Origin of the sequence: Paenibacillus kyungheensis, assembly GCF_028606985.1 — a bacterium.
GTDB classification, from domain to species: domain Bacteria; phylum Bacillota; class Bacilli; order Paenibacillales; family Paenibacillaceae; genus Saccharibacillus; species Saccharibacillus kyungheensis.
Genome location: NZ_CP117416.1, coordinates 3,259,422 through 3,276,353 on the forward strand (window position 1 = coordinate 3,259,422; position 16,932 = coordinate 3,276,353).

The 16,932-nt window shown below is 39.3% G+C and carries 11 protein-coding genes; 2 read left to right on the forward strand and 9 right to left on the reverse strand.

Going from position 1 to position 16,932, the window contains the following annotated elements:
• Positions 1-13: 13 nt before the first annotated feature.
• Positions 14-1,702 carry a methyl-accepting chemotaxis protein gene (locus PQ456_RS13905; protein ID WP_273612835.1) on the forward strand — a complete coding sequence of 563 codons (1,689 nt, stop codon included), beginning with the start codon at positions 14-16 and terminating at the stop codon, positions 1,700-1,702.
• Between the two features lie 92 nt (positions 1,703-1,794).
• Here PQ456_RS13905 and PQ456_RS13910 read toward each other — a convergent pair whose 3' ends face one another.
• From PQ456_RS13910 to dinG, 4 genes are read right to left on the reverse strand one after another with little or no spacing between them, the layout of a single operon-like run.
• Complete coding sequence (locus tag PQ456_RS13910; RefSeq protein ID WP_273612836.1) at positions 1,795-2,340, reverse strand: cell wall elongation regulator TseB-like domain-containing protein; 546 nt, start codon at positions 2,338-2,340, stop codon at positions 1,795-1,797.
• A 30-nt stretch (positions 2,341-2,370) separates the two neighbouring features.
• Positions 2,371-3,678: an amidohydrolase gene (locus PQ456_RS13915; protein WP_273612837.1), complete on the reverse strand. Its 1,308-nt coding sequence runs from the start codon at positions 3,676-3,678 to the stop codon at positions 2,371-2,373.
• The gene (locus tag PQ456_RS13920; protein WP_273612838.1) at positions 3,671-4,318 is read right to left on the reverse strand and encodes a redox-sensing transcriptional repressor Rex; all 648 of its coding nucleotides are present in this window, start codon (positions 4,316-4,318) and stop codon (positions 3,671-3,673) included. The genes PQ456_RS13915 and PQ456_RS13920 overlap by 8 nt, the downstream gene beginning before the upstream one ends.
• Positions 4,315-7,209 carry an ATP-dependent DNA helicase DinG gene (gene dinG, locus PQ456_RS13925; RefSeq protein WP_273612839.1) on the reverse strand — a complete coding sequence of 965 codons (2,895 nt, stop codon included), beginning with the start codon at positions 7,207-7,209 and terminating at the stop codon, positions 4,315-4,317. The genes PQ456_RS13920 and dinG overlap by 4 nt, the downstream gene beginning before the upstream one ends.
• A gap of 454 nt (positions 7,210-7,663) precedes the next feature.
• On the opposite strand from dinG, the gene PQ456_RS13930 reads away from it, so the two are divergent.
• The gene (locus PQ456_RS13930) at positions 7,664-11,383 is read left to right on the forward strand and encodes an S-layer homology domain-containing protein (protein ID WP_273612840.1); all 3,720 of its coding nucleotides are present in this window, start codon (positions 7,664-7,666) and stop codon (positions 11,381-11,383) included.
• 483 nt (positions 11,384-11,866) lie between these two features.
• Here PQ456_RS13930 and panD read toward each other — a convergent pair whose 3' ends face one another.
• From panD to PQ456_RS13955, 5 genes are all read right to left on the reverse strand, one after another.
• A complete protein-coding gene (gene panD, locus PQ456_RS13935; protein ID WP_273612841.1) occupies positions 11,867-12,250 on the reverse strand; it encodes an aspartate 1-decarboxylase in 384 nt (127 codons plus the stop codon).
• Positions 12,243-13,148 carry a pantoate--beta-alanine ligase gene (gene panC / locus PQ456_RS13940; RefSeq protein WP_273612842.1) on the reverse strand — a complete coding sequence of 302 codons (906 nt, stop codon included), beginning with the start codon at positions 13,146-13,148 and terminating at the stop codon, positions 12,243-12,245. The genes panD and panC overlap by 8 nt, the downstream gene beginning before the upstream one ends.
• Entirely contained in the window at positions 13,145-14,017 is an 873-nt protein-coding gene (gene panB, locus PQ456_RS13945) for a 3-methyl-2-oxobutanoate hydroxymethyltransferase (RefSeq protein WP_273612843.1), read from the reverse strand. Before panB ends, panC begins: the two co-directional genes overlap by 4 nt.
• 613 nt (positions 14,018-14,630) lie before the next feature.
• Positions 14,631-15,602, reverse strand: coding sequence for a biotin--[acetyl-CoA-carboxylase] ligase (locus tag PQ456_RS13950; protein ID WP_273612844.1), 972 nt, complete (start codon positions 15,600-15,602; stop codon positions 14,631-14,633).
• Entirely contained in the window at positions 15,599-16,927 is a 1,329-nt protein-coding gene (locus PQ456_RS13955) for a CCA tRNA nucleotidyltransferase (RefSeq protein WP_273612845.1), read from the reverse strand. Before PQ456_RS13955 ends, PQ456_RS13950 begins: the two co-directional genes overlap by 4 nt.
• Positions 16,928-16,932: the final 5 nt, after the last annotated feature.

Genomic DNA, 16,932 nt, shown 5'->3' on the forward strand with positions numbered 1-16,932 from the left:
GGAGTGGTCTGCGATGCGTCTATCTATCCTGCATAAGCTTTTAGCTGGATTTCTTGCTATTGCCCTTATTGCTGGCTGTGCGGGAGTGGTCTATATTATGTCTCTTCAACAAATTCAGCAATCGATGAGTACAATTTTGGATCGTTATGTCACTCTAAAATCACAAGCAGATAATTTGAAATTTTATGCTACTACTCAAAATGGATATATGCAGACCTACATGCTGAGTCGCGATTCGTACTATGGTTCTCAATTATTAAGTACGAATGATCAGACAACCAAACTTTTGAATGAGATGAAAAGCTTAGTCGTCTCCAAAGAAGATACCGCTCAATTAGATTATATGCTGAAAATGAACGAGTATTACAAAACCCACGCTCAAGAACTGTTCAATCTGCCTCCTGCTCAAGTGGATCAATCTTATCTTGATGTGATTACCAGTGTTATTCCTGTAGGAAGTATTATTGTTAAGTTTGCTCAACAATTTTCGGATCAACAAGATGCTTTGATGACGGCTGCCAAAGATGAAAATACACAAAAAATAGCACATGTTCGCCAGCTAGCTATCGCAATCAGCATCATTAACTTCGCATTAGCAATTATTATTGGCATCTTTATTTCACGTCTTATCTCCAAACCATTACAAAAATTAAGTAAAGCAGCCAAATCTATTTCTACAGGGGATCTCAATATTGAAGATGTTAATGTTAAGCAAAAAGATGAATTAGGGGAGTTAGCGGTTTCCTTTAATAGTATGAAAAATAACTTGCGTCATCTTGTTCATGAAATTAATGATAATGCTTCACAGGTTATTACAATTTCTAAAGATGTTGCTAGTGGTACGTCTGAAACAGGTAAAGCTGCTGAACACGTTGCAGACATTATGTCTGATCTATCTAGCAGTACACAGGATCAAGTTAAAATTGTAGAAGGTGGATTACAAACTGTCTATGATGTTAATAAGGATATTCAGCAGATTGATCAAAGTAGCCAGCAAGCGATGAGCGTTGCGCAACAAGCACAAAGTCAAGCGCTACTCGGCAATCAAGAAATAGTACACGTTATGAACCAAATGGATCAAATTCACCAACGTATGAGTAAATTGGAAGTGATTATTTCTTCGTTAAACAAACGCTCTGGAGAAATTGAAGAAATCAATAATGCAATTTCTTCGATTGCAGCTCAGACGGGTCTTCTTTCTCTCAATGCAGCGATTGAAGCTGCACGTGCAGGTGAACACGGACGTGGATTTGCTGTAGTTACTTCCGAAATCCGTAAACTTTCTAACGAAACCAATGAATCCGTAGATCGTGTGAGAGCACTTGTCAATGCTATTCAAAGTGAAACAAAAGGTGCTACTGAATCGGTGGAAAACATGGTTAAAGAAGTAAGTCAAGGTATTGCTGCGGCTCATTCTGTAGGTAATTTGTTTAATACCATTAAATCTCTAACCGATCATACCACTTCTGAAATTAAAGAAGTGACTGATTCTATCCATCATTTATCGGAACATTCACAGAAGATTGTCAAATCTATGGAAAATATCTCAAGCTTGACCGATCATGTTGCTTCTAACACTGAAAGCGTAAGTGCAGCTACAGAAGAACAATTAGCTTTCTTGGAAGAAAGTACAGCTCATACCGCTACACTTCATTCTATGGCTGAAAAATTACAAAATACGGTACTACAATTCCGTTTATAATCTATGCTTAATTAACAAAAAAGCATGATCTTTGGATTCAGTATATGAATTCCTTAAATCATGCTTTTTTATATGGTTTAAGCTTGATGATGTTACTCTTGCCCTGTTCCTTTTAAAGTTGCAGGCAATTCCATAGGTCCACCTAATTTGGTTCCATCACGGAAATTGTAGAAAAGATAATAATAACGTTCATTCAGTTTGGCAAAAACTTGCCATGCATATTTTCCATTATATGAGCCAGGTACAATTCGTACAGCTTCTGCTCCAGGCAAATCTTTTTGCAAAAGATCGGTGGCGGCTTGATAGGATACTGTACCTGCTGTTTTCTCAACATGCACTGCATTAGCTCCTTCTGCTACCGAACCGTCTATATTAAATTTGACCCAGACCATTAGATCTTCTTGTGCTGTATTTTTACCTTCTACGACCCAATACGTTGAACTATCTGTCCAGACGGAATTGAACGTACGCGTCACAGATACAATATCCGCTTTTTCCTGTGCGCTATTAATAGCCAGTTGTTCTTTACTCCATGGCTTTGCCATTACATGTACATAAAATTGATTTACACCTAAAATCAGCAATCCCAATACAACGATAATGATTGCAATCCACTTACCACTTCCCAAATTTCGCAAAACACGCCATCCTTTCCTATCGACTTCCAGTTAGCGTTTAAGCAAACCTTCAAAAGCACTTTGGGCTTCATGACGAATTTTTTCTTCATCCAATGTTAATGATATACCGTCTTTGATCAATTGCTTACCGTCTACCCAGACATGCAATACATCTTTGGCAGATGCAGAATAGATTGTATGTGAAATAAAATCAGTACGTGGTAAGAAATGCGGTTGATCTACATTAAGTGCTGTAATATCAGCTTTCATTCCTACAGCGAATGTACCTACATCATTCAAAAATACAGATCTTGCACCGTATTCAGTACCCATTTTCAATGCTTCTAATGCAGGCACAGCTGTTGGATCGCCGGATACTCCTTTGTGAATAAGAGCAGCCAAACGCATTTCTTCAAACATATCCAGATTGTTATTACTTGCCGGGCCATCTGTTCCCAAAGACACAACAACGCCTGCACGCAACAGATCCGGCACACGTGCTACACCACTTGCTAATTTGAGGTTACTACCCGGGTTATGAGAAATCGCTACTTTATTCTCAGCAAGTACTTCGATCTCTTCATCATTCAAATGAACAGCATGCGCTAACAATGCTGGACGAGTGAAAAATCCTAATTTCTCCAAATGAGCTACAGGACGTAATCCATAATCTGTAACGTTTAATTGAACTTCTGCTAGTGTCTCAGACATATGTGTATGCAGCGGCAAATCCAAATCATGAGCTGCTTGTACAAATTGTTCGATGTATGCAGGTGGACAAGTATAAGGTGCATGTGGAGACATCATCGTTGTAATACGTCCATTCGCTTGACCATGCCAATCACGTGCAAAGTCGATTGATTGTTTTAGCTTTTGCTTTTGTTCTTCTTCTGAACACAAGCCGATTACACCACGCATCAATACTGCACGCATACCCGATTGTTCTACCACTTCGGCTACACGTTCTGAGCGATCATACATATCGAGGAATGTAGTTGTACCGCCTTTTAACATTTCTAATACAGACAGAGCAGTTCCCCAGTATACATCGTCACTTGTAAATTTCGCTTCCATCGGCCACATTTTTTCTTGTAACCATACTTGTAGAGCAAGATCATCTCCATATCCGCGTAACAACGACATCGCTGCATGACCATGACTGTTGACTAGACCCGGAATAAAGAACAAATGATTGCCATCCACTACGGTTGTGTCTTCTTCGATCACAGGTTCTTCTTCTCCAAGATACGTAATCCATCCATCTTCAATCACCATATGTCCAAAAAGCATTGATTTCTCTTCGCTCATTACAGCAAACATACCGTTTTTGATGACCCATTTGTTCGAGGTGTTATTCATTAGTTTCATGTTCCTTTCCATCTTCCAGATAATAGGCAAGGCTTAATAAATCCGTTGTAAAATCAGCAGTATGCACACGAATATGCGGTGGAGCTTTCAAAATAATCGGTGCAAAGTTCAAAATAGCCTCAACCCCTGCTTCAATTAACTGATCCGCTACACGCTGTGCTTCAACATTAGGCACTGTAACAATTCCGATACGAATACTTCTCGCTTTGACTGTAATTCCAAGTTCATCAATAGGCTGGACGACTAATGTATTGATTAAAGAGCCTACTTTCGAATCGTTGGAATCAAACACAGCTACGATTTTCATTGTTTCTTTTAGATACATATTATAGTTAGAAAGGGCATGCCCTAGATTACCAGCGCCTACAAGTGCCACATTGATTTGTTGATCTAATTTTAAAATATGACGTATTTTCTCAATCAAATATGATACATCATAACCGATCCCTTTACGTCCAAAATCTCCAAAATAAGCTAAATCTTTGCGAATTTGTGCTGGATTCAAGTCTAGTTTTTGTCCCAGTTCTTGCGAAGACACTGTAGGAACTTCACGTGTGTGAAGTTCGTTCAGATATCTAAGGTATACAGGTAGTCTTCGCACGACTGCTTCTGATATTTTGTCGGATTTCATGCTTGCTCCCCCTCTTGATTTACAGTTTCCTTTTCAGGTTCGGCCTGGCTAAGCCATTCTGTAATACGGGGTACCATCTGCTCTGTCGGCATATGTTCCATTTTGGGACCGGGCAATGAATATAGAAAATGCTTGCCATAATAGGACTCGATCACACGAGTGTCATAGACAATAACGATTCCCCGATCACTAGATGTCCGTACTAATCTACCAAAACCTTGTTTGAAACGGATAACTGCTTGCGGTACAGATAATTTCATAAATGGATTTTTCTTTTCTTTTTTCAGCCGTTCACTTTTGGCTTCAAGCAATGGATGATTGGGCGGTTGAAAAGGTAAACGTACGATTGCCAGACAGGTTAATGCTTCGCCTGGAATATCGACTCCTTCCCAGAAGCTACTTGTACCCAGTAACACCGAAGCTGAACGCTCTTGGAATCTTCGAGTGAGCTTGGTACGACTTCCTCCATCGACCCCTTGTCCAAATACTGCAATATCGCTATGTGATAACTTCTCTTTCAATGGCTCATACACCTGCTTGAGCATCCGATAAGAGGTAAATAACACCATCATTCGTCCATTGGTCGCTTTGGCAGTCTCCGCTAATGAGTTCGCTAACGTATCTACAAAGAACGCATCACCAACACTGCCTTTGACACTTGGAAAATCGCGCGGAATTAACAACAGCGATTGCTCACGATAATTGAAAGGTGAAGATAACTGTTCGGTCATCAATCGACCTTCTTTTTCCGCTTCTACAAGCCCTAACTGTTCAATCATATATTGGAATTTCTTTTCTATTGATAATGTCGCTGATGTCAAAATAATACTTTTCTTTTTATCAAAAAAGTACTCTTTCAATTGCTTGCTCACATCTACCGGTACAGCATACATCTGTAAAGACTTGCTACGGTAATTCCCATTAGCTTCATACCAGTAGACTGTATCTGTACTTTCCAGCTTCACAAATTGACGCAGATCATCTCGTACCACTGTTAAGTCTTTGAATAGACCTGATACGTCTGTTACCAGACTATCTGTGCCTAACTGCTCATCGCTGTCTTTGATCTGATTCATCACTTGCTCGCCTTTACGAATCAACTGGCTCAGTCCGATATGAATCTGATTCTCAAGCTCTGTAATCACATTCCATTCGGTCGGTTGCTTTTCCGGTAAAAGACGAAGCGTAAACTGCCCTGCTTCACCAGGAGCGGCATCACTACGCTGAGGCAACAAAGCAAATAGTAACTCACTTAATTTATCCCAGTTTTCTTTAACATCTACAATTTCAGGATATAGATTATCAATCGCTATCGCCCAATCCATACCACGTTCATTGCCAGAAGAGCCTAATTGTTGACGCAAAATCGCTAACTGACCATTTTTGCTGTCTTTGAACAATCGTAACAGTGGATGAACCAATGTGAAATATTTCATATGCATACCCAAGTGCTTGCCTGCGACATCTTCTAAATGATGTGCTTCATCAATAACCAAGCGATCATAAGCAGGTAACAATTGATGTCCTGCTTTGACATCGGTAAATAATTTCGAGTGATTGGTGATGACTACATCTGCTGTACCTGCTTCATGCTTCGCACGATGGTAAAAACATTTGCGGAACCATGGACATGCACGACCCAGACAAGAATCGGTATCACTGGCTACCGTTTCCCAGAAGTCAGCACCACGATTACCCATATTGAGTTCTTCATCATCTCCGGTTTCTGTCGCATTTAACCAGACAATCATTTGAGCTGCAATCAATACATCTTCTTTAGGGCTTTGAAATTCTTTTGTATTTATTTTATGCTCAAATTTGCGCAGACACAAATAATGCTGGCGTCCTTTGAATACGGCAGCACGAAATGCAAATGGAACAACTTGAGTCAATAATGGAATATCGCGTTCTCGCAACTGTTCTTGCAAGTTAATCGTATGCGTACTTACCATCACACGATCGTTTTCTTTGACACTATGATAAATCGAAGGTAATAAGTACCCTAGCGATTTGCCTGTTCCTGTTCCTGCTTCGATCAATAGATGCTTATCATTGGTCATCGCTTTGATCACTTCTTCAAACATACGATTCTGCGGTTCCCGTTCTTCATAGTTAGGAAGCAGATTACGTAAGTTTTGTTTCACTTGCTCTAAAAATTCATCAAATGAAACATCTGCAAGTGGCATATTACCTCGCTCTTCATGAGCCGGCAAAATTTCATTCCAATCGCCTACTTTTAATGCCAATTGACGGAAAAAGCGATGTTCGTCTAAATCTTGAATCGGCTGTGCTTCTTTCTCCATCCGTACGCCATCAAAATACCAACCCAGATCACTATCCTGATTATCAAATAATTCAGATAGACGCTGGACTGTAATCAATGGTAGATCATTTAACTCTTCCAAGCACTTTAGAAATACATGAGCGGTCGCTAACGCATCACTATCTGCTTGATGAGGACGATCATGAACGAATCCCAAGTCTTTACTTACCATGCTTAACTGGTAGCTCGATAGATTCGGGAAAAAGATACGTAACAGATCCATCGTATCCAGCACTCGACCTGTAAATGCTAAATATCCAGTCTGATCTAAAGCACGTTGCAAAAATCCTAAATCAAAACCGACATTGTGCCCGACAAGCACAGCATCTTCTAATAGAGGAATCATCTCCAAAATAACATCGTCTAACTCTGGAGCGTTCTCTACATCTTCATTTTTAATTCCTGTTAAACCTTCTATAAAAGGAGGAATCGGCACTCCCGGCTTCACCATAGAAGAATATACAGTAGAAATACTTAAATCATGATCTATAATGGCAAGCCCAACTTGAATAATATCATCGGTGGACTGAGTACCTGTGGTCTCAAAATCCAGTACGGCAAATTTCATGGATGTCTAAATCCTCTCCTTGCTGTCGTCTCAACCTGATGTCGAAATGTTCACCTATCAGCATACCAGAAGAAGACCGTTTTGAAAATCAAAGGGTGGGGAGTTATTCAAATTTTAGATTTTTTATGGGAGACGCTGCGAGGAGGAAATCGTTCTTGTCGTCGCTTGTTGCAAATGAATCCTTTGAATGACTGCTTCGCAATCAGGATTCGTTTACAAAGGCGAGCGCTTCGCTCTTTCAGAACGATTTTCTCGTCTCCGCTGGTGCAGGTGGATAAGCATAATGTTGAATAACTCGTTTAGGAGGAAGCAAGAAATGAGGAATAGATATAGAGTTACATAAAATATCATACAGCTTTAAATTGTGTAAATTTTAATTTACCCATATTGAGTAGCATCTGTTATATTAGTAAAGGATTTCAATATAATTATAAATGGAGGGAATTTAAGTAAAATGAGAAAGTTTATGATGATGTTTTTGGTTTTGGTGGTGACATTAATAGGGTCAGCGCCTGCTACGCTTTTTGCAAGTGAGGAAGGAACAAGTAATTTGGTAGCAAGTAAAGAAAGCCAGGATTCAAGTTTCTTAAATTTATTTCTTTATGGAGACTATAATATGACATTAAAACAAGGAGAACCTTTTATTGAAGAAGGTTGGAGTGTAGCAGACAGTGTATATAGTGAAAATGAGTTAAAAATAAATATTACATATACATTAAATTCTGTTCCAGTAAATCAAATTGATACTAATATACCTGGAATATACGTAATCACATATATTGCAGAAAATCCAGCTGGAAAACGTTCTTATCCTCAACAACGTACTATTGATGTTGTTGCTACTGAAAAACAGAAAGATCTTGATCAGCTAAATATCCGTGGTGCGTTAGGTATGGCATATCATAATGGTTCTGTCTATGTTGCACAAGGCAGTTCAGGAATATCAAAAGTCGAATTAAGCTCTGGAACAGTTACTTCTATCGTGTACGGTGGATACTATGCCGATAATGTTGTTACTGTTGCTTTCAATCAAGCTGGCGACCTATTTTATACTTTAGAAAACAAGTCAATCATCAACAAGATAGATGCTCAATATTTACAGGATGCTGCGTTAACTCCAGAACAATTTAAGAAATATAGTTCACTTTATTTAGACCTTAGTGACAAAGCATCTGATGGTAACGATCCTATAAAAAATATTTCTAATATTGCATTCAATTCTCAAGATCAGCTTTACATTGCTATTCCGCTTGATTTTTTTGACACTACTCTGTATAGATGGAATTCAAATGATCAATTGTTGGAAAGAGTCACACAAGAAGACCTTGAAGATTTACAAGTGATGACATTCGACGAAAATGATAATCTATTCTTTAAAGCTACTTTATATAAACCAGATTTTTCAGACCGTGGATTTTTCAAAATTTCTGCCAATGAATTAAAAAACTTACCAGTAGCTGATACATCTTTCAAATCATATCTCGAAATTAATACAATGAATATTAATTCAGACGGCATCGTTTTTTTACCTGATGGTCGAGGTTATTATAGTGAAAATGGTAAAATAAAAGCAATTTTTCCTCGCTCCGCACCTTTAATTGCCTTAAAAGGAAATTATAATCCTGTTCTTTTTGCTGGAGATACTTATATTGAAGAAGGAGTAACAGTACAAGATGCTACCTATTCTAAACTGGATGTAAAAGTCACTTATACTTTAGATAGTAAAGCTATATCTTCTATAAATACGTCTATTCCAGGCGAGTACACGGTTCATTACAACGTGACCAATCCTGCAAATATCTCAGCGCTAGAAGTAACAAGAAGAGTAACTGTTAAACCTCTTCCTTTAAGTATAGAAGGATTAGATATTCGCAAGATAGCAACTATGACTGCTTGGAAAGATCACTTATATATTGCAGATTTTCAAAAAGGATTTTATGAGGTTATTAAAACCAGTACTGGTTACAAAAGATCGTTGCTTGCTGCAACGCCTCTGGCAAATGCTGTAGCTGTAGATCAACAAGGAAATTTATTTTTCTCAATGAATGCTTATCATTATATCTTTAAATTAGATGCTCAATATTTAAATCGCTCAACCCCATTAACTCAAGAAGAGCTCTTAACATTAAGTCAACCTTATTATCATTTTACAGATACAGGAGCAGTTTTTATAGATGGGTTAGCTTTTGACCATCAAAATCAGTTGTATATGTCTGTAACTAAAAATAAGACGAGTCAAATTTTGAAAATGGATGGTTCTACTGCTACCACTCCGATATTAGTAATTGATTACCCTAGTCGCACAAATGATATTGATATAAGTCCTGCTGGAAATTTATATATTAATGCAAATAACACACATATATTTCAAGCAACATCTGCATTATTAAAAAACTTGCCACTTGATATTAATGATTTAGTAGACATGGGAAGAAATAATGAGGATAACAGCATCGTTTTCTTACCTGATGGTACTGCTTATGGAAGTAGTATTCAGCGCAGTGTAACTGGAGAACAAGTTATTCAAAAACTAGACTTTACAGATCCTAAGCAAACTGTAGATGTTACAGGTATTACACTAAGTACTTCTACACTTACAATCAACAAAAAAGATCAACCTTTCACTCTTCAAGCAACAGTTGCTCCTGTTAACGCAACTCAAGCGGATATCACTTGGATGAGTAGCAATGAGAAAGTCGCACTGGTGAAAAATGGAGTGGTTACACCTATCGCTAAAGGAACTGCAATCATTACAGCAACGACTGTAGATGGCAATTTTAAAGCAACTGCAACAGTGAACGTCAAAGAATCTGATGATAAAAATACCAATTCATCGAATACAAATAGTAATTCTAATGTAGCAACCAATACTGGTAAATCAACTGTACTATCTGCTAATAATATAAGTAGCACAACACAAATATCTTCAGCAAATGGACAGCCACAATCCAGTATTTTATTTTCTACAGACAAATTGCAAACAGAAATTAATAAATTACAAGCAAACAATCAGAAAACAGCAACTATTACTATTCCAAACACTGCTAATTCATTGAAAATGACGATGCCACAAACAGCTATAAACAGTCTAAATCAAGCTAATATGAACTTGGACTTTAATACAGAACATGTTCAATTGGCTATTCCAACAGCATCCTTACAATCGTTGAAAAACGATTTGCAATTTCAAGTCATTCCTTTAACTTCTTCTACCGATCAAAATGCTGTGAAGTTACGTGCACAACAACAATCACTTGTTAAAAATGTATCCAAAGATGGAAATATCACAGTCGTTGGTACACCGATGAATATTGAAACGAATTTGCAGAATCAGTCAGTAGATCTGGTTATGCCTGTAGATGCTAACGCTATTCCTCAAAATGCGATTGCTAAAACAGCATGGTTACAACAACTTCGCATTTTTGTAGAACATAGCAATGGAGAGCATGAGTTAATTCAACCGACTGTAGTTAATGAAGCTAACGGTCAGACAGGTTTGAAATTTACAGTGACTGCGTTTAGCACATTTACGATTTTGGATATACCCTCTCCAAAATTGGAAGCAACGACTCCAGTACCAGCTAACCCATCAACAGTTAGCCAGAATGTGTATCAAGCGTATATTCAAGGATATAGCGATCAAACATTCCGTCCAAATCAAAAAGTGACTCGTGCTGAAATGGCTTCTATGCTATCTCGATTAAGTACACACTCTACATCTGATCCAACTACAACGCATTACTCAGATGTTCCGAGTTCTCTGTGGGCATACAAAGCGATTCAAGAGGTTCAAACCAATGGCTTAATGAGTGGACTGCCTGATGGTACATTTAAGCCAAATCAAGCGATTACACGTGCTGAGATGGCAACGATCATTAGCCGCTGGCAAAAACTAAGCGGTACAGGAACATCAAATGCGACAGATATTCAAAACAACTGGGCTGTTTCTGATATTAAACGAGTAACTCAAGCTGGATTTATGCAAGGTTTAACGCCAACAACGTTTAAACCCAACCAACCACTCACTCGTGCTGAAGCTGTAACCACTCTTAACCGAATTCTCAAATTAGATAAAACTCAACCATCAACAACCCAATGGACTGACGTGCCATCCACCCACTGGGCAAAAGCAGATATTATAGCCGCTTCATCTAACTACACCACTACTAATTAATAGGTATCATATAAAAAAAGAAGAAGTATCCTCACAAGGATACTTCTTCTTTTTGCATTATCTACAGCATTCATTTCTATAACTTCCAAACAAAAGAACCTAGTCACTTACCCACTAGATCCTCTCACTAATACAATCCTTCATCCTTCAATCCTTCAATCCTTCAATCCTTCAATCCTTCAATCCTTCAATCCTTCAATCCTTCAATCCTTCAATCCTTCAATGTATAAAATGTTCTCCTGCCAAGAATGTCCTGGCAAGCCAACCTGAATAAAATCTTTGGATAGCGTAGTAGATACCTCCTCTAGCGAAGGGAATGGAAATTGTTCTGAAAGAGCGAAGCGATCGCCTTTTTACTATAATCCCTACCGCTATGCGGTATATTCAAGGGATTCTAGTAAACCAGTGACGACAAGAACAATTCCATTCCCGAAGCGAGGTACCTACCAACACTACCAACCCACTTTTATTCAACCCTCATTCTCACATGATGGTTGCGTGTACTTCTTTATGAGCTTCCATGACAGGTTTGTTTGTTTCATCTACAAATACAACCGTTGGGCGGTGAGTCGCTAATTCTTCAGAACTCATCATCGCATACGAGATAATAATTACAGTGTCTCCCGGCTGTACTAGGCGTGCTGCTGCTCCGTTCAAGCACACTACACCACTACCACGTTCACCAACGATAACATACGTTTCTAAGCGAGCACCGTTGTTGTTATTAACGATTTGTACTTTTTCATTTTCAAGCAAATCCGCTGCATCCATCAAATCTTCATCTATCGTAATACTACCTACATAATTTAGATTAGCTTCAGTTACAGTAGCGCGGTGAATCTTGGATTTCATCATCGTTCTATACATGTAAGGCAACACCTTTCGTTTCCAAAATAACATTATCGATCAGACGCGTACGTCCAAATTTCACAGCTAGTGCAATAATCACTTCATGATCCAATGTAGCTAAAAGGGTATCTTCTGCTAATGATTCTAATCGTGGAAAACTTAAAATGTCTGCATAATCGATTTCAGCAATATCGGACTGACCGATCGAGGTACGCAGAAATGCTCGTACTTGTCCTGCTGTCATCTCTTCTTGCTCACGCATTTGTTGCTGTACCTGATGTAAAGAACGTGAAAGTACTAATGCTTGCTCCCGTTCTTCACGAGATAGGTACACGTTACGAGAACTAAGCGCTAGACCATCTTGTTCACGTACAATAGGGCAAGGGACAATTTCAATATCCATATTCAAATCAGTCACCATTTGACGAAGCACAGCGACTTGCTGCGCATCTTTGGTACCGAAGAAGGCATAATCTGGTTTCACAATATTAAAAAGCTTGGTCACTACTGTAGATACACCATCAAAATGACCGGGACGCGAAGCACCACATAGGGTATCGGTAAGATCTGCTACAGTAACATGAGTTTTGATCGGTGTAGGATACATATCTTCTACACTAGGCATAAATACCAAATCGACTCCATTTTTTTCAGCTAAGGCTAAATCACGTTTTTCATCACGAGGGTAACGTTCGAAATCTTCATTCGGTCCAAATTGAATCGGATTAACAAAAATACTGATTGCTACGATATCGCTCATTTCAGTTGCTTTTTGCATAAGGCTTGCATGTCCATCATGCAAAAATCCCATCGTGGGAACAAGTCCAACTGTTGCTTCATGATCTATAGTAGAACGCTGTTTGCGTAATTGTTTGACTTCTGCTCTCATTTCGGTGATGCTACGTACAACTTTCACGATTGAGTCTCCACCTTCCGTTTGGCTCCATATAACGATCCCAAAGCTTCTTGATCTCCACTGAATACATGCTGTTCAGCTGGAAATGCACCGCTTCTCACTTCATTAACGTACTCTTGCAAAGCAGCACGAATCGTATTCCCTACATCTGCATACGTTTTGACAAACCGTTTTTCACGGTAAGACGATGTGTACTTCACAGCATCATGAAAAACAAGCACTTGACCATCACAGCCACGCCCTGCTCCAATACCAATCGTTGGGATCGATAATTGTTGGCTAATTGTGGTAGCTGCTTCTTCGGTAACCAATTCCAATACAATTCCGAATGCGCCTGCCGCTTCTAATGCAAGTGCATCATCCAATAAACGTTGTGCATCTTTTTCGTCTTTCCCTTGAATCCGGTATCCACCAATTTGGTGTACAGACTGTGGAGTTAGACCGATATGCGCAATCACAGGTACCCCTGCTTGCACAATAGCTTTGACTGTATCTGCAATCTCTGCGCCACCTTCAAGCTTGATCGCATGAGCATGACCTTCTTGCATTAATCGACGTACACTTTTCAGTGTCTCATCAATACTTCCGTGATACGTCATAAACGGCAGATCAGCTACAATAAATGTTGATCCCGCACCGCGAGCAACTGCACGCGAATGGTACACAATATCATCTATAGTGACAGGAATCGTCGAATCATATCCAAGCACGACATTACCTAACGAATCTCCAATGAGTAACATATCTACGCCTGCTTCTTCAGCAAGCTGAGCGGTTGGATAATCGTAGGCTGTAATCATCGTAATGGGATGACCTTCCTGTTTCATTTTTTTCATTTTCAAAATATTAAGCGGCATTTTGGCTGCCATGGTGACATCAAGCTCCTTTTAAGTTGGGTATAGTCTTTCGGACAAAATAAAAAACCTTTTAGTCTAGTCGTTCACTAAAAAGGTCCTGAGTCCAAAAAAGAGTCACTTTGCGATCATCTCTTCTGTCTCGGTCCTATAAAACGGCTCAGAGCAGAATTGAATGTAAGCCAACACCTCGCTTCACATATGTATCCTGGATGGGATACCTATTCAGTTAGTACTCTAATTAGCGACTCAAAAATTGTAGGTTTATTTCTGCTGAATGACAGTGATGTATTCAACAGACAGATAACCCCGGTTATTGAGCTAATCCTTAGAGTGGCTTGCATAATGTGTTTCTAGTGCCAAGCGCTGATGGAAAGATATTTTGCTTTGCAAAAATCATTTTCCTATTGAACTTGGTCACGCTTATAACGCCAAGCGCTAATAGAAAGATATTTTGCTTTGCAAAAATCACTTTTCCATTGAACTTGGTCGCGCTTATAACGCCAAGCGCTGGTAACATCAAGTTAACATCAGAAAGTACGGTTCGGTCTTGCCGATACCGTCTTCCGATATAGTATACCAGAACAAATGGTTAAATTCACTATTTTATCTAACAATTATTTCTAGATTAAAATTCAATATCTCCAGAATAAATAGGAACAACCCGATCATCAGCAAGACGTAGTAAAAGTTCACCGTTCATTCCTAAACCTTGAGCGATCCCTTGAAAAGAACCTTGAGCATTGTGTACTTGAATCGATTTGCCGATCGAAATCGCCATACTTTCCCATAGCGCAGCAATCGGGGTAAAGCCTTCGTCTGTATACAATTGATACAATGACTCTAATTCAGAAATAACTTCTGCTACTACAGCTGTACGATCTATCACTTGACCGGATTCGATACGCAATGAAGTCGCGATCGATTGCAAATGCTCTGGCAAATCTTCTGCTGTTAAATTCGCATCTATACCGATGCCTGCAATCGCATAACGTACACGCCCATCTTCTGCAGCCGATTCAATCAGAATTCCGCATACTTTGCGTCCATCAATTAATAGATCATTCGGCCATTTGATCCCGATATCTAATTGTGTAGTGTTACGTAACGCTCTACATACCGCTACAGCAGCCAGTAATGTCAATTGAGACATATACTGCAAAGGTTGTACTGGACGCATCACTAAGCTCATCCAGATGCCTCTACCGGATGGTGAGTAAAAAGGTCTGCCTTGTCTGCCACGACCTGCTGTCTGTTCTTCAGCAATTACTAACGTTCCTTCAGCAGTCTGTTGTTCTGCAAGCATGCGTGCTTCATCTTGTGTAGAAGCCACCGATTCAAACAAATGTAACGGCTGACCCCATGATCCTTTTTGACTCAAAGCTAGTTGCAAAGCTGTCACATCGAATCGATCCGGTCGACGTGTGATTCGATATCCTTTGCGAGACGTTGATTCAAATTCATAGCCTTTTTCTTTCAAACGATTAATACCTTTCCAAATCGCTGTACGACTAACAGACATTCGGCGACTGATTTCTTCGCCTGAAATGTATTGTCCTGGATGTTCATTCAGCAGTTGAAGCAGATGTTCATCATTCATCGTAATCCCTTCCTTCCTGAGGCTTGATCCGCATAATGCAATATAACCTCTTTGTTATTGTCCAATTGTCCTGTAGCAACTAGAAGTAAAATTTCATGCAGTAGTTCACCTAGCCATTTGCCTGCGGCAATTTCTAAATGTTGAAGAACGTCTTGCCCTTTGACAGGTAAATCAGCCAGACTATATACCGTTAACTGTTCTAACCATCTATCTGCTTGATTGCCTATGATCGCTAAATGTTGTTGATAGGCGTGCGGCAATACAGGAAAAAGAGCATGCCAGTATTGTGCAATCTCTTTGCCATAGTCCAATACACAACTTACAAATAGCACATACGAGTGATGTCTATTTGCATCTGTATCTATAGACTCTTTATGTTCTATAGTAGCTAAAGGTACAGCTTCACGTTGTACTATCCCATTATATAAACGCTCATTCATCCGTATTATTTTGGAGACTTGATCGGTTATGATATTCGGAAATGTCCAGGATTTGAAAACAATTTTGATCTGCTGTTCATCCATGCCAAGTCCTAGTGCAATTAAAGCCCAGCGCAAAATAGATGGTGATGCAGGTAATTGTTCTAATGAACGAAGCAGATCCTGATCTAATGCCTCACAAGGTACAGACACTTTCATATGTGGAATCAATCCACTGCTTAATAGTAGTTCAATACCCTGATAAGGATAAGGCCCAGCAATCATTTTTTCCATTTCGACACGAATGCGTTCAGTAGCAATATGATAGATTAATGCTTGATGATGCAGAAGAGCTTGCCAGGTCTGCTGTTCTATTTCAAAATGAAATACAGACGCAAATCGAATCCCTCTTACCATGCGTAACGCATCTTCTTCAAAACGTTCATCAGCGATACCTACACAGCGAATAATTCCTTTATTCAAATCATCAATCCCATGAAAAGGATCGGTATATTCTCCATCAATTCCACGTGCAATAGCGTTCATCGTAAAATCACGACGACGTAAATCTTCACTCAATTCTCGCACAAATTGTACTTGTTCTGGACGGCGATGATCAACATATTCAGTTTCAGTACGGTATGTAGTGACTTCAAAAGGCTCATTGTCAATCAAAACGGTAATCGTGCCATGTTCTAGTCCTGTAGGAATCGTACGTTCAAATAGAGCAATCACCTGTTCTGGTGTTGCATTGGTTGCAATATCCATATCATTGACCGGTCGTCCTAATAATTCATCACGTACACATCCACCTACAAAGTATCCTTCATATCCCTGATCAGTCAAACGGCGGAGCAGAGATTGCCCCCGCTCCGCCGTCTGCGGATCTACCCAATTCCATTGCATGGTAT